We start from the raw sequence: 14,033 nt of genomic DNA, 5'->3' as shown, positions 1-14,033 counted from the left end.
GGCGCTACCTTCCTTCGCACCAGTGGGAGCGATTCCATTCAGTCGACGCGTCCGTCACGACGCGCCCGAGCTGCAAGGAGTCGCTCATGCGACACCCCCCGCGTTCAGTACTTTTAGCCATCACCGGTGCGGTCGCCCTGCTCGGGACCGCACTGGTGCCGGCGGTCTCGGCGTCCGGAGCCACACCCGCGTGCACGGTGGAGTACTCCGTCACCAGCCAGTGGGACAGCGGCTTCCAGGGCGCCGTGACCATCACCAACAACATGGCCGCGCTGGGCAGTTGGAGCCTGAGCTTCGACTTCGCGGGCGGTCAGCAGATCACCCAGGGCTGGAACGCCGAGTGGTCCCAGTCCGGCACCACCGTGACCGCCGCCAACGAGAGCTGGAACGGCTCGCTGCCCACCGGCGCGAGCGTCGGCGCCGGCTTCCTCGCCTCCTGGTCGGGGAGCAACGCCGTACCGACGACGTTCAAGCTCAACGGGACCACCTGCAACGTCGACTCCGGGCCGACCGACCCACCGACCGACCCGCCGACCGATCCGCCCGGGAACGGCACGGCACCCGCACTGCGGGTGTCCGGGAACAAGCTGGTCGACGCCGACGGCAGCGCGCACCGCATGCTCGGCGTGAACCGCTCCGGCGGCGAGTTCATGTGCGTGCAGGGCTACGGCATCTGGGACGGACCCGTGGACGACGCGGCGATCAAGGCGATCGCCGACTGGCAGGCCAACGCGGTCCGTATCCCGCTCAACGAGGAGTGCTGGCTGGGCCTTTCCAACGTCAAGCCCGAGTACGCGGGCGACAACTACATCGACGCGGTCAAGGAACTGGTGGCCCGCGTCGAGGCGCACGGCATGACACCGATCCTCGAACTGCACTGGAGCCACGGCCAGTACACCGGCAACTCGGCCGGCTGCTCCGACGTGCACGCCACCTGCCAGAAGCCGATGCCCGGCCGGCAGTACACCCCGTCCTTCTGGGCCTCGGTGGCCGGCACCTTCAAGAGCGATCCGGCGACCGTGTTCGACCTCTTCAACGAGCCCTACCCGGACCGCGCCACCCCCACCCTCACCCAGGCCTGGGAGTGCTGGCGGGACGGCGGCAGCTGTCCCGGCATCGGCTACGAGGTGGCCGGTATGCAGGACCTGGTCGACGCCGTGCGCGGCACGGGTGCGCAGAACGTCATCATGGCGGGCGGACTCGCGTACTCCAACGACCTCGGCCAGTGGCTGACCTACCGGCCCACCGACCCGACCGGCAATCTCGTCGCCGCGTACCACGTGTACAACTTCAACACCTGCGCGAGCGAGAGCTGCTGGAACTCCACGCTGGCCCCGGTGGCGGAGCAGGTGCCGCTGGTGGCCGGGGAGATCGGCGAGAACACCTGTGCGCACGGGTTCGTCGACCAGGTCATGCGGTGGTTCGACGACCGGAACCTGTCCTACCTGGGCTGGACCTGGAACACCTGGGACTGCTCCGCCGGCCCGTCGCTGATCTCCTCCTTCGACGGTACGCCCACGGCGTACGGCATCGGGCTGCGCGACCACCTGCGCGCCCTCAACCCGTGACCCCCGAGGAACACACCGCGGAAGACACCGAGGAACACACCGAGAGAAGAAGGAACCCGCACTCATGAGTCGTACCAGAACAGCGATGCTCGCCGCCCTGGCGCTGGTCGCCGGCGCCTCCGGGACGGCGTTCGCGTCCGTGCCGGCCGCGGAAGCCGGCCTCTCCGCCGTACCCTGCACCGTCGACTACAAGGTGCAGAACCAGTGGGACACCGGCTTCACCACGGCCGTCACCGTCACCAACAACGGTGCCGCCAAGTCCAGTTGGTCGGTGAAGTGGGCGTACGCCGGCAACCAGACCGTCACCAGCGGCTGGAACGCGAAGTTCAGCCAGAGCGGCACGGCCGTCACCGTGGCCAACGAGAGCTACAACGGCACGCTCGGCACCGGCGGTTCGGTCAGCTTCGGCTTCAACGCCTCCTACAGCGGCACCAACGCGCTCCCGACCGCCTTCACTCTGGACGGCGTCACCTGCAACGTCGATGACGGCGGCGGCGGTGGCGGCGGGGGCGGTGGCGGCACCGGCTCCCGTGTCGACAACCCGTACGCCGGCGCCAAAGTGTACGTGAACCCCGAGTGGTCCGCGAAGGCCGCCGCCGAGCCGGGCGGCAGCCGCGTCTCCGACCAGCCCACCGGCGTCTGGCTCGACCGGATCGCCGCCATCGAGGGCGTGGGCGGCGGCATGGGCCTGCGCGACCACCTGGACGCGGCCCTCGCCCAGAAGGGCAGCGGCGAAGAGGTCGTCCAGCTCGTCGTCTACGACCTGCCCGGGCGGGACTGTGCCGCCCTGGCGTCCAACGGCGAACTCGGCCCGACCGAGATCGGCAGGTACAAGACCGAGTTCATCGACCCGATCGCGGCGATCCTCGCCGACCCGAAGTACGCCGCGCTGCGGATCGTCACCACCATCGAGATCGACTCGCTGCCCAACCTCGTCACCAACACCGGCAGCCGCGCCACCGCGACCCCGCAGTGCGACACGATGCTCGCCAACGGCAACTATGTGAAGGGCGTCGGCTACGCCCTCGCCGAGCTCGGCGCGATCCCGAACGTCTACAACTACCTCGACGCCGGCCACCACGGCTGGATCGGCTGGGACGACAACTTCGCCCCGTCCGCCACCCTGTTCAAGCAGGCGGCGACGAGCGAGGGCGCGACGGTGGACGATGTCGCCGGGTTCATCACCAACACGGCGAACTACAGCGCCCTGAAGGAGAACAACTTCACCATCAACGACTCGGTGAACGGCACCTCCGTGCGCCAGTCGAAGTGGGTCGACTGGAACCGCTACGTCGACGAGCAGTCCTTCGCGCAGGCCTTCCGCAGCCAACTGGTCTCGGCCGGCTTCAACGCGAACATCGGCATGCTCATCGACACCTCCCGCAACGGCTGGGGCGGCACCGCCCGCCCGACCGGACCCGGCGCGCAGACCAGCGTCGACACGTACATCGACGGCGGCCGCTACGACCGCCGCATCCACGTCGGCAACTGGTGCAACCAGTCCGGAGCCGGCCTCGGCGAGCGGCCGCAGGCCGGCCCGGCGAGCGGGATCGACGCCTATGTGTGGATGAAGCCCCCGGGGGAGTCCGACGGCTCCAGCAGTGCCATCCCGAACGACGAGGGCAAGGGCTTTGACCGCATGTGCGACCCGACGTACACGGGCAACGCCCGCAACGGCAACAGCATGTCGGGCGCCCTGCCGAACGCGCCGCTGTCCGGGCACTGGTTCTCCGCCCAGTTCCAGCAGCTGATGCAGAACGCCTACCCGCCGCTGTCGTGACGCGATGACGGCCCGCCGGGCCGGTTCCCTCCGGGGGCCGGCCCGGCGGCACACGCGCCTGCCCGCACGGCGCCGTACCGGTTTTGCCGCACCGGCAAGAGGACTGGCCCCCGCGCGGTGCGCCGACGCAGGCTGGTCGGCATCCGGACGAGAGGTTGACCAGCATGGCGCACCGACACCACGACCACCACGACCACTCGCACCGGCGGGGCCACGGGCAGCGGGGGACCGACATCGACTGGTCCGAGATGGCCTCGACGCTGGAGACACAGGCGGAGCTGTCCGCGCCCGTGTACGAGGAGACCATGGCCTGGCTCGCCCAGCAGGCGCCCGAGCCCGGCCTGATCGTCGACGTCGGCAGCGGGCCCGGTGTGGTGTCGTGCCGGTTCGCCGAGGCGTTCCCCTGCGCCCGGGTGCTGGCGGTGGACGGAGCCGAGCCGCTCCTGGAACGGGCCCGCGCCCGGGCCGTCCGGCAGGGCGTCGCCGACCGTTTCGACACCCTCTCCGGTGAACTGCCCGGCGTGCTCGACGAGTTGCCCTACCCGGCCGATCTGCTGTGGGCGAGCCACAGCCTGCACCACCTCGCCGACCAGCGCGCCGCGCTCGCCGCCTTCGCCGACCGGCTGGCACCGGGCGGCACGCTGGCCCTGCTGGAGGGCGGCCTGCCCAGCCGGTTCCTGCCCAGGGACATCGGCATCGGACGGCCCGGACTTGAGGCCAGGCTCGATGCCGTGCGGGAGGAGTGGTTCACCCGGATGCGGGCCGAACTGCCGGGCAGCGTCGCCGAGACCGAGGACTGGCCGGCCCTGCTGACGTCCGTCGGCCTGCGGCACACCCGCACCCGCAGCTTCCTGCTCGATCTGCCCGCACCGGCGTCCGACCAGGCCCGCGCCCACGCCGCCGCGTCCCTCGGCCGGATGCGCGACGTCGTCGCCGACGGCCTCGACGCCAACGACCGTGCCACCCTCGACCGCCTCCTCGACCCGGCCGACCCCGCGAGCGTCCACCACCGCCCGGACGTGTTCGTGCTCTCCGCCCATACGGTCCACACGGCCACGCGTTCCGCCTGACAGCGGCGCCGGCCGTCGACGAGCCCGGGGATGCGCAGAGATAATCATCCGCTTCCCGGACGATGAGGTCCTGCGGTGGCGACCCCACACCGCGGGTCGGCCGCTCCGGGAGACGTGCCCCCGCGTCGGCCTCAGTTGCTCCGCAGGAACTGTTGGGCCAGTCGGTCGCCGAGGGTGATCGCGGCGGCGTGGTTCTCGATGGGGGAGACCTGGGAGTTCGTGAACAGGATGTAGGTCACCCCGGAGTCGGTGCCGCCGGTCGCCGGATCGGGGTCGATGCCCAGTGCCCGGGCGGTGGCGTACGACGCCTCGCCGATGATCTCCGTGGGGCCGGTGTCGCCGACGACCGCGTACTCGACCTGGTCGGCGTGGACGACGGCGACCACGCCGCCGCCCCTGATGCCGGCACTCGCGTAGTCCCAGATGCCGCTGGAGCTGGGCACCACGACGTAGGGCAGCTCGTCCGCCGCCAACGGCCTGCCGTCGGACTGGTGGAAGGCCGTGTCGTCCTGGTACCAGGGGTCGGTGTCCTCGTTGCAGTTCGCGGTGCGCCGGCCGTCGCAGTCGATGTCCATGTCGGCCTTCCAGAACACCGCGCCGTTCTTGCCGCACACGGGGATCGTGGCCGGGGTCTCTGCGTCGGTGCGGTACGTGCCGTTAGAGATCTGCTGACAGGACGTCACCTTGGCGAGCAGGTCGGCCGCGCTGACCGTGCCCTCCTGGGCCGAGGCCGGGGTGGTGGGGGCGCCCGTCGCGCTCGCGGGGAGCACGCCGGTCGCGAGCAGTGCGGCCCCGGAGGCCGCGGCGAGGGTCAGTGGTCGCATACGCACTGTGGGGGACCCTTCTATTAGGAAAGTTTCCTTACCGGGTGGCTTCCAAGGTGACCCTCTTTGCATGGCCTCGTCAAGCCCAGCGGCGCCACCGTGTGTCGCCCGCGCCGTTTGCGGGGGTTGGCCGCGCGGACAACACTGGGGCTAGCGAACATTTCCGGATTCTTGGGTTGCGCATTCCCGTGCCATTACCCGGCTTCCGGGGAGGTGAGGCGTCATGTTCGTCCGCACGGTGTACGCGACCGGAGACCCCACGAAGATCGACGCGGCCGTCCGCGCGCTCAACACGGCGGGGCGGGAGCTGCTCGCGGACCGTCCCGGCTACCGTGGTGCGGGCGTCTTCGTGGACCGGGAACTCGGCAAACTGCTCTCCGCGAGCTGGTGGGCCTCCGCGGCCGACCGGCACAACAGCGACGAGGTGATGCGGGTGAAGCGGGCCGCGCTCCTGGAGCCGTTCGCGGGCACGGTGACGGTCGACAACTACGAGGTGGCGGCCCTCCATGTGCTCCAGCATCCGCGGGTGGGCGGGGGACTGCGCGTCACCAGGCTGGAGTTCGACCCCGCGGACACGGAACTGCTCGCCGACGTCTTCCGGGCGGCGGTGCTGCCGCGGCTCGAAGCGGCTCGCGGCGTCGCCGGGGCGTCCCTGTTCGTGGACCGGGAGCGCGGACGCGGCATGGTCGGCATGCTCTTCGTCGACCGCGACTCGCTGGCCGCGTCCCGGGCGGACCACGCGCTCGCCCGGCACGAGGGTGTGGCGAAGGCGCATGCGACCGTGACCGTGTTGGAGGAGTTCGAGGTCGTACACGCGGACGTGCACCCCGACTGACCGGCGCGCGGTGTCGCCCACGTCCCGCCGTGCGGCCCGGCGCGGGGTGGGTGTACGTGCTGCCGTGCCGCGGAGCGGTCAGCGGGGGTCGTGCGTCGCCGGGTCCGGGCCCAGTCGGCGGTCCTCGTTGAGCGCGCTGATCGCCGCGAGGTCCTCGGTGTCCAGGCTGAAGTCGAAGACCTCGATGTTCTCCCTGATCCGGGACGGCGTCACGGACTTGGGGATCACGACGGTGCCCAGCTGGACGTGCCAGCGCAGCACCACCTGGGCCGGAGTGCGGTTGTGCTTCTGCGCGATGGCGACGATCGCCGGCACCTCCAGCAGGCCCTTGCCCTGGCCGAGCGGCGACCAGGCCTCGGTGGCGATGCCCTGCTCGGCGTGGTACTCGCGGGCCGCGTGCTGCTGCAGATGCGGGTGGAGTTCGATCTGGTTGACCGCGGGGATGACCGATGTCTCGGCGATCAGCCGCTCCAGGTGCTCGGGCAGGAAGTTGGAGACGCCGATGGCCCGGACGCGGCCGTCGCCGTACAGCTTCTCGAACGCCTTGTAGGAGTCGATGTACGTGCCGCGGGCCGGCAGCGGCCAGTGGATCAGGTACAGGTCGACGTAGTCCAGACCCAGCTTCGCCAGCGAGGCGTCGAAAGCGCGCAGCGTCGCGTCGTACCCCTGGTCGCCGTTGTCGAGCTTGGTCGTGACGAAGATGTCCTCGCGGGGCAGGCCGGAGGCCGCGACGGCCCTGCCGGTGCCCGCTTCGTTGCCGTAGAACGCCGCTGTGTCGATGCTGCGGTACCCGGCCTCCAGCGCGGTGGCGACGGCCCGCTCGGCCTCGTCGTCCGGCACCTGCCACACGCCGAAGCCCAGCTGGGGCATCTCGACGCCGTTGTTGAGGATGATCGGGGGGACCTTGCTGCTCACGAGCTCTTGATCCTTCGGTTGTCGACAGGTCGTATCCCCATCGTCAACGATCACGGCCCGCCGCGCATTCCTGACCGGGAAATGCGCCGGAACTGGCCGGAGGATCCGCCCCGGTGGCGCAGAATGGCCGGAAACGCAGCTTGTGAACGAGCGGCTGTGCGGCGACCGGCGTCATGTCACGCGCGGTACAGGGCGTCCACCTCGTTCGCGTACGCGTTCTCGATCGCCTTGCGCTTCAGCTTCAACGACGGTGTCAGCAGGCCGTGTTCCTCGGTGAACGGCTGGGCCAGGATGCGAAACGTACGGATCGACTCCGCCTGCGAGACCAGGGTGTTGGCGGCCACCACCGCGCGCCGCACCTCGGTCTCCAGGTCGGGGTCGTGGACCAGCTGGGCCGGGGTCATCCGCGGCTTGCCGCGCATCGCCAGCCAGTGCTCGATCGCCTCGTGGTCCAGGGTGACCAGGGCGGCGATGTACGGGCGGTCGTTGCCGACGACGATGCACTGGCTGACCAGCGGATGGTCACGGACCCGCTCCTCCAGCACCCCGGGGGACACGCTCTTGCCGCCGGAGGTCACCAGGATCTCCTTCTTGCGGCCGGTGATGGTCAGATAGCCGTCCTCGTCCAGGGCGCCCAGGTCGCCGGTGGCCAGCCAGCCGTCGTGCAGCGTCTCGTCGGTGGCCTTCTGGTTGTTGAGGTAGCCCTGGAAGACGTTGGCGCCGTGCAGCCAGATCTCCCCGTCGTCCGCGATATGCACGGTCATGCCCGGGATGGCCTGGCCGACGGTGCCGTAGCGGGTGCGTTCGGGCGGGTTGGCGGTGGCGGCGGCCGTCGACTCCGTGAGGCCGTAGCCCTCGTAGATCTGCACGCCCGCGCCCGCGAAGAACAGCCCCAGCCTGCGGTCCATGGCCGAGCCGCCGGACATCGCGTTGCGGATCCGGCCGCCCATGGCCGCGCGGACCTTGGCGTAGACGACCTTGTCGAAGAACTGGTGCTGCATGCGCAGACCGGCCGAGGGGCCGGGCCCGGTGCCCCAGGCCTTCGCCTCCATCGCGTCCGCGTACCGCACCGCGACGTCGACGGCCTTCTCGAACGGCCCGGCCTTGCCCTCCTTCTCGGCCTTGCGCCGGGCCGAGTTGAACACCTTCTCGAAGATGTAGGGCACCGCGAGGATGAACGTCGGCCGGAAGGCCTGCAGATCGGGCAGCAGGGCGGCGGCGTTGAGCTGCGGCTGGTGCCCGAAGCGCACCCCGCCGCGGATCGCGGCGATCTCCACCATCCGTCCGAAGACATGCGCGAGGGGCAGGAACAGCAGGGTCGCCGCCTCGTCGCCCTTCCTGGAGTGGAACACCGGCTCCCAGCGCTCGATGACCGTGTCCGCCTCGAACATGAAGTTGCCGTGCGTGATGACACAGCCCTTGGGCCGGCCGGTCGTCCCCGAGGTGTAGATGATCGTGGCGGTCGAGTCCGGGGTGACCGCACGGCGGTGCCGGTGCACCATCTCGTCGTCGAGGTGCGCCCCGGCGTCGTACAGCTCGTGCACGGCGCCCGAGTCCAGCTGCCACAGCTGACGCAGTTGCGGCAGCCGGTCGATGACGGTGGCGATGGTCATCGCGTGGTCCTCGTGCTCGACGACCGCCGCGGACACCTCGGCGTCGTACAGCATCCAGAAGCACTGCTCGGCCGAGGAGGTGGGGTAGACCGGCACCACCTGGGCGCCGATGGTCCACAGCGCGTAGTCGAAGAGCGTCCACTCGTAGCGGGTACGGGACATGATGGCCACCCGGTCGCCGAAGCGGACGCCGCGTGCGAGCAGGCCCTTGGCGAGGGCGAGGACCTCGTCACGGAACTCGGCGGAGGTCACGTCCCGCCACCGGCCCTGCTCGTCCTTGCGGCCGAGGGCGATATGGAGCGGGTCCCGGACGGCATGCTCGAAGACGACGTCGGCCAGACCCCCCACCGGTGGCGCCGACGCCATCGGAGGGTTGGTGAACTCGCGCAAACCCCGCTCCCGCTCCTCGGTGGCGCTCCGCACAGCGCCGTGAAAGCTACCCCACCCATCGACAGGGCGGGAGGGGGTGCGAAACCGGCCAATCGCCGCGTAAGGCCCGTCCGGTGACCGGAGAATACGCTCACATGGGGAACGGTCGGACAGAATTACTTACGGTTCAGTAGGTTTCGGCGCCCCATCTCCACCGAATCTGTACGACCCGATTACCCGCGCCCGAAGGGCCGCGGGGAACGGCGCGACCGGCCACGACGGCGCCGCAGCCGACCGAGGACGCATCCGGGGATCGGTGACGGCGCGCGTCACGGCCTTCCGCGCGGAGCGCTCACGCGGCGGTGGAGGCGTTCCGCGCCGGTGAGGATCGCCGCCGCCAGGGCGCGGGCCGCGTTCCGGGCCGGGGTCGGGTGGCGGCCGTGTATCAGGACGAAGTCGACCTGGCCGAGCTCCGGCAGTCCCGCCCGGTCCGGGACCCGGAACAGTCCGGGCGGCACCAGGCCCCGTGAGTGCGCCATCACGCCGAGCCCGGCCCGGGCCGCCGCGATGAGGCCGTTGAGGCTGCCGCTGGTGCATACGATGCGCCACGGGCGGCCCTGCCGCTCCAGTGCCTCCAGGGCCAGCGCGCGGGTGATGCCCGGCGGCGGGAACACGATGAGCGGCACCGGGCGGTCCGGGTCCAGACGGAGCCGCTCCGCGCCGATCCACACCAGGTCGTCGTGCCAGACCAGTTCGCCGCGCCGGTCCTCGGGCCGCCGCTTGGCCAGGACCAGGTCCAGCTTCCCCGCGGCCAGCTGCTCGTGCAGCGTGCCGGACAGCTCGACCGTCAGCTCCAGATCGACCTCGGGATAGTCGTACCGGAAGCCCTCCAGGATCTCCGGCAGCCGGGTCAGCACGAAGTCCTCCGACGCGCCGAAGCGCAGCCGGCCGCGCACCCGCGTGCCGGTGAAGAACGCCGACGCCTGCTCGTGCACCGCCAGGATCCGGCGCGCGAACCCCAGCATGGCCTCGCCGTCCTCGGTCAGCTCGACGGAGTGGGTGTCGCGGGTGAACAGCTGGCGCCCCGTGGCGTCCTCCAGCCGCCGCACATGCTGGCTGACGGTGGACTGGCGCAGCCCCAGCCGCCTGGCGGCCTGCGTGAAGCTGAGCGTCTGGGCCACGGCGAGGAACGTCCGCAGTTGGGAGGGCTCGTACACGGTTCCAGGCTACCGCGGAGCCATCGCGGAACATGATGACAGTGAGTGCGGTATGCCGGATTCCCGATCACGGGCCGGAGGAGGACGATGGGGAGGGGTCCCGCGCGGGCCCCAGCACCACCCGGACACCCGGCAAGACGAGCCCTGACGCACAGCAAGTGGAGCACCGTGAAACGCCTGCACCGGCCGAGTCGGATGCCGATCGACCCGTACATCCTGCTCCTGCTCGGGACGGTGGGCCTCGCCGCGCTGCTGCCCGCCCGGGGTGGGGCCGCCCACGTGGCGTCCGGCGCCGCGACGGCCGCGATCGCCTTCCTCTTCTTCCTCTACGGCGCCCGGCTGTCCACTCGTGAGGCGCTCGACGGGCTGCGCCACTGGCGGCTCCACATCACCGTTCTGGCCAGCACCTTCGTGCTCTTCCCGGTGCTCGGCCTGGCCGCGCGCGGCCTGGTGCCGGTGCTGCTGACCCACCCCCTCCACCAGGGCCTGCTGTTCCTCACCCTGGTGCCGTCGACGATCCAGTCGTCCATCGCGTTCACCTCGATCGCCCGCGGCAACGTGCCCGCCGCGATCTGCGCGGGCTCCTTCTCCTCGCTGATCGGCATCGTGCTCACCCCGCTGCTGGCGGCGGCGCTGCTCGGCAACAGCGGCGGCGGGTTCTCCGCCGACTCACTGATCAAGATCGTGCTCCAGCTGCTGGTGCCGTTCCTCGCCGGACAGCTGCTGCGCCGCTGGGTCGGGGGCTTCATCGCCCGGCACAAGAAGGTGCTCGGCCTCGTCGACCGCGGCTCGATCCTGCTGGTGGTCTACGCCGCGTTCAGCGAGGGCATGGTCCAGGGGATCTGGCACCAGGTCAGCCCCGCCCGGCTGGCCGGCCTGCTCGTCGTGGAGGCCGCCCTGCTCGCCGCGATGCTCGCCCTGACCTGGTACGGCGCCAAGGCACTGCGGTTCGGACGCGCGGACCGGATCGCCATCCAGTTCGCCGGCTCGAAGAAGTCCCTCGCCTCCGGGCTGCCCATGGCGAGCGTCCTGTTCGGCGCGCACGCCTCCCTGGCCGTGCTGCCCCTGATGCTCTTCCACCAGATGCAGCTGATGGTCTGCGCGGTCATCGCCAAGCGCCGGGCGCGCGACCCCGAGGCGGGGACCACGGCCCCGGCGGGGCCGGCCGTGGCGGCATCCGCCGCGGCCGGCACCGGTACGCAGCCGCGCTGAGGCCCGCCGCCCGTACGCGCTGACGCCCGCCGCCCGGTTCAGGGCCGCCCGGGAGGGCCGGACACCCGGTCCAGGGGCAGCCACAGCACGGTGTCCCGCAGGGAGCGCAGCGCCCGCGGGTCGGACAGCTCCGCGTCGGTCAGCGCCCGGTCCCAGACGTGCACGTCGTCGATCGCGCCGGTGAAGAACGCCCGGCTGTCCATGCGCTGGCCGATGTGCACGCCGAACGGCGCATTCCGGCTCACCGAGCCCGGCACGTCGGCCACGGACGACGCCGTGCCGTCGAGGAGGAGCGTCAGCCGCCCGCCGCCGCGGCGCAGCACCAGATGGTGCCAGCGGCCGTCGTTGTGGGCGCCGGACGCGGCGACCGCCGCCGTCCTGACCGCCGTCGCGCCCTCCCGCACCGTGATCAGCCCGCGCACCCGGTCGCTGTCGGGCTCGCCGCGCAGCCACACCTGCGGCTGCCTGGAACCGATGCCGCCCATCCACAGCAGCGGCTGCTCCCCGGAGGCCGCCGTGGTGCGGAACCACAGCGACACGGTGAAGTCCCGGGTGCCGAGCGGCAGCCGGTCGTCGTAGGGCAGCCGTACGGCGTCGTCGGCGCCGTCGAACCGCAGAGCACCGCCCGACACGCCCGCCGTCTCCCCGGCGCCTCCCAGCACCGCCGCGCGCGGGGCGCGCGGGGCCAGGTCGCGGGTGGTGGGGTCGGGGCCGCGGCGCGGGCGCAGCCGGTCCTCGGTGAAGCGGGCGAACCGGATCTCGTCGCGGGCGTCGACCGCCCCGCCCTCGTACAGCAGGCCCACCGTGGCACCGGCGACGCGCACCATGTCGGAGTAGCCGGACCAGTCCGTGGTGACGACCGTGCCCCGGTCCACGCTGTCCCAGGTGCGGCCGCCGTCGTAGGACGAGCGGATCATCATGGTGCGGCGCCGGTCGGGGTCGCCGGGGCAGGCCAGCAGCAGCCGGCCGTCGAGCCGCAGCGTCGAGCACTGCACCTGGGGCGCGTACAGGTCCGGGAGGTCGCGGAAGGGCGCGGTGAAGCTGCCGCCGCCGTCGCGGCTGATCGCCTGGGTGCGGTGGCCGAGGTCGGTGCCGTCCTGTTCCCGGCCGCTGACCAGGAGGGAGCCGTCGGCGCGCGTGGCGAGCGTCAGCTCGGACGGCTTCTGCCGGAAGGTGCCGTCGGGGGCGATCGGCCAGCTGTCCGTGGCGCCGATCCGCCAGTGGTCGCCGCCGTCGTCGCTGACGATGAGCGCCGCGTGGTTGGCGGCGACCCGGCTGCCGTTCCAGGTCTCGGTGTTGACGCCGAGGACGAGCCGTCCCGCGTACCGGCCGCGGTCGAGCTGGAGGCCGTGCACGGGGCCGGTGGCGTACCAGGAGTTCCAGTCGGGCGGCAGGATCTCGGGGCTCAGATCGCGCGGTGCCGACCAGGTCAGGCCGTCGTCGTCGCTGTACTGCAGATGCGGGGTGCGGTCGCACGGGATGGCGCAGTTCGCGGAGTCCGTGCGGCCGGTGTTGTACGTCTGCGCCAGCAGGACGCGCCCCGACTCGCGGTCCACGACGGGCGCCGGGTTGCCATGGGTGTCTCCCGCGCCCTCGTTGACCACCTGGAGCGGACCCCAGGTGCGGCCGCCGTCGGTGGAACGCTTCAGCACGATGTCGATGTCCGTGGCGTCACCGCAGTTGAGGACCCGGCCCTCGGCGAACGCGAGGAGCGTGCCGGCGGTCGTCCGCACGATCGCCGGGATGCGGAAGCAGGCGTAGCCCGGGTCCTGGGCGGACTTGAAGAGGACCTGCTGGGCGAAGCCGGGGGTTTCGGCGTCCGCCTGGGTGTGCGGCGCCCGGGGGTGTGCCGGCTGGGCGTGCGCGGGGTGCGGCAGCACGAGCAGCATGGCCGCCGTGAGTACGGCGGCCGGGGCGGATCTCATGCGCTGCCCCCGGCTCCTGCGGGGCCGGGGGCAGCGGGGGAGTGCGTCGGTTCTCGGCGGCATGTGCGGCCTGCCCTTCATGTGTCGAGACGTACGGGCCTCGGGACATTCGGACATCCGACGTCCAACGTGCATGCTTCAGACGTTAGTTGGGGTCCGCGGCGGCTCACAAGAACTGTGGTCCGTTCGGGGGGCGCCGGGCGCAGGGGCGTGCGCCCCTCACTCGCTGTCGGCCGCCGAACGCGCCCCGTGCGCGGGCCTGTCGGCGTGCGGTTGATGCGCGGCGGGTACAGCACCGGTTCGGTGGTGGTCGTGGACGGCGGCGGGCTGCTGGTCTGAGCCGGTCAGGATCACGGCGGAGGAGATACAGATACGCCTCGGCGACGTCCTCCGGGGTGCCCGCCCGGCCGACGGGCAGCGCGGCGGCGCTCGACTCGAACAGTCCGGCCCGGTCATCCTGGGGCATCTCCCGCCACAGGTCGGTGCGCACCAGGCCGGGGCAGACCACATCCACCCGGAGCGGGGCCAACTCCAGGGCCGGCGCCCGGGTGAGCGACTCCATCGCGCCGCACAGGCTCGCGGCGACACTGGTGGAGCAGGGGGCACCCCGACTCGCCGCACCGGACACAGGCCCGAGTACGTCCAGTACGAGGGCCCGCGCCCGGCACACCGAGAGCACGCTCCCCCAAGCTCTCGGCTCCGCTC

General features: G+C 71.7%; 10 protein-coding genes and 1 pseudogene. 5 read left to right on the top strand and 6 right to left on the bottom strand.

Annotated features, from left to right (window positions below; genetic code table 11):
* The first annotated feature begins 86 nt into the window (after positions 1-86).
* The 3 genes from CTZ28_RS20305 (at position 87) to CTZ28_RS20295 (ending at position 4,418) form a co-directional block, all read left to right on the top strand.
* Positions 87-1,568, top strand: a complete 1,482-nt coding sequence (locus CTZ28_RS20305) for a cellulose binding domain-containing protein (protein ID WP_121891067.1) — start codon at positions 87-89, stop codon at positions 1,566-1,568.
* A gap of 64 nt (positions 1,569-1,632) precedes the next feature.
* Entirely contained in the window at positions 1,633-3,348 is a 1,716-nt protein-coding gene (locus tag CTZ28_RS20300) for a glycoside hydrolase family 6 protein (RefSeq protein WP_121891066.1), read from the top strand.
* Positions 3,349-3,512: 164 nt separating this feature from the next.
* Positions 3,513-4,418, top strand: coding sequence for a class I SAM-dependent methyltransferase (locus tag CTZ28_RS20295; RefSeq protein WP_121891065.1), 906 nt, complete (start codon positions 3,513-3,515; stop codon positions 4,416-4,418).
* 131 nt (positions 4,419-4,549) lie between these two features.
* Here the strand turns inward: CTZ28_RS20295 and CTZ28_RS20290 are convergent, their stop codons facing one another.
* The gene (locus tag CTZ28_RS20290; RefSeq protein WP_121891064.1) at positions 4,550-5,248 is read right to left on the bottom strand and encodes a glycoside hydrolase family 75 protein; all 699 of its coding nucleotides are present in this window, start codon (positions 5,246-5,248) and stop codon (positions 4,550-4,552) included.
* Positions 5,249-5,465: 217 nt separating this feature from the next.
* Between CTZ28_RS20290 and CTZ28_RS20285 the strand changes: the two genes are divergently transcribed.
* Positions 5,466-6,077 carry a hypothetical protein gene (locus tag CTZ28_RS20285; protein WP_121891063.1) on the top strand — a complete coding sequence of 204 codons (612 nt, stop codon included), beginning with the start codon at positions 5,466-5,468 and terminating at the stop codon, positions 6,075-6,077.
* 78 nt (positions 6,078-6,155) lie between these two features.
* Here the strand turns inward: CTZ28_RS20285 and CTZ28_RS20280 are convergent, their stop codons facing one another.
* The 3 genes from CTZ28_RS20280 to CTZ28_RS20270 all read right to left on the bottom strand — a co-directional run bounded on the left by CTZ28_RS20280 (position 6,156) and on the right by CTZ28_RS20270 (position 10,191).
* Positions 6,156-6,992, bottom strand: a complete 837-nt coding sequence (locus tag CTZ28_RS20280; protein WP_121891062.1) for an aldo/keto reductase — start codon at positions 6,990-6,992, stop codon at positions 6,156-6,158.
* A gap of 176 nt (positions 6,993-7,168) precedes the next feature.
* Complete coding sequence (locus CTZ28_RS20275; RefSeq protein WP_121891061.1) at positions 7,169-8,995, bottom strand: AMP-dependent synthetase/ligase; 1,827 nt, start codon at positions 8,993-8,995, stop codon at positions 7,169-7,171.
* A 308-nt stretch (positions 8,996-9,303) separates the two neighbouring features.
* Positions 9,304-10,191, bottom strand: coding sequence for a LysR substrate-binding domain-containing protein (locus tag CTZ28_RS20270; protein WP_121891060.1), 888 nt, complete (start codon positions 10,189-10,191; stop codon positions 9,304-9,306).
* 195 nt (positions 10,192-10,386) lie between these two features.
* On the opposite strand from CTZ28_RS20270, the gene CTZ28_RS20265 reads away from it, so the two are divergent.
* Positions 10,387-11,403, top strand: a complete 1,017-nt coding sequence (locus CTZ28_RS20265; RefSeq protein WP_183154487.1) for a bile acid:sodium symporter family protein — start codon at positions 10,387-10,389, stop codon at positions 11,401-11,403.
* Between the two features lie 38 nt (positions 11,404-11,441).
* Here the strand turns inward: CTZ28_RS20265 and CTZ28_RS20260 are convergent, their stop codons facing one another.
* Complete coding sequence (locus tag CTZ28_RS20260; protein WP_121891058.1) at positions 11,442-13,328, bottom strand: exo-alpha-sialidase; 1,887 nt, start codon at positions 13,326-13,328, stop codon at positions 11,442-11,444.
* A 415-nt stretch (positions 13,329-13,743) separates the two neighbouring features.
* Positions 13,744-13,890: pseudogene (locus CTZ28_RS48390) on the bottom strand (SDR family oxidoreductase); the annotation flags it as partial.
* Between the last annotated feature and the right edge of the window lie 143 nt (positions 13,891-14,033).

This window comes from Streptomyces shenzhenensis, assembly GCF_003688995.1.
GTDB classification, from domain to species: domain Bacteria; phylum Actinomycetota; class Actinomycetes; order Streptomycetales; family Streptomycetaceae; genus Streptomyces; species Streptomyces shenzhenensis_A.
Note: the sequence above shows the minus strand (reverse complement) of the source record. Positions and strands in the feature narration are given on the sequence as shown.

Excerpts from the sequence above, each read along its gene's own strand:
- CTZ28_RS20305 (WP_121891067.1), top strand. The coding sequence starts at position 87 with ATGCGACACCCCCCGCGTTCAGTACTTTTAGCCATCACCGGTGCGGTC.
- CTZ28_RS20300 (WP_121891066.1), top strand. The coding sequence starts at position 1,633 with ATGAGTCGTACCAGAACAGCGATGCTCGCCGCCCTGGCGCTGGTCGCC.
- CTZ28_RS20295 (WP_121891065.1), top strand. The coding sequence starts at position 3,513 with ATGGCGCACCGACACCACGACCACCACGACCACTCGCACCGGCGGGGC.
- CTZ28_RS20285 (WP_121891063.1), top strand. The coding sequence starts at position 5,466 with ATGTTCGTCCGCACGGTGTACGCGACCGGAGACCCCACGAAGATCGAC.
- CTZ28_RS20265 (WP_183154487.1), top strand. The coding sequence starts at position 10,387 with ATGCCGATCGACCCGTACATCCTGCTCCTGCTCGGGACGGTGGGCCTC.
- CTZ28_RS20260 (WP_121891058.1), bottom strand. The coding sequence starts at position 13,328 with ATGAGATCCGCCCCGGCCGCCGTACTCACGGCGGCCATGCTGCTCGTG.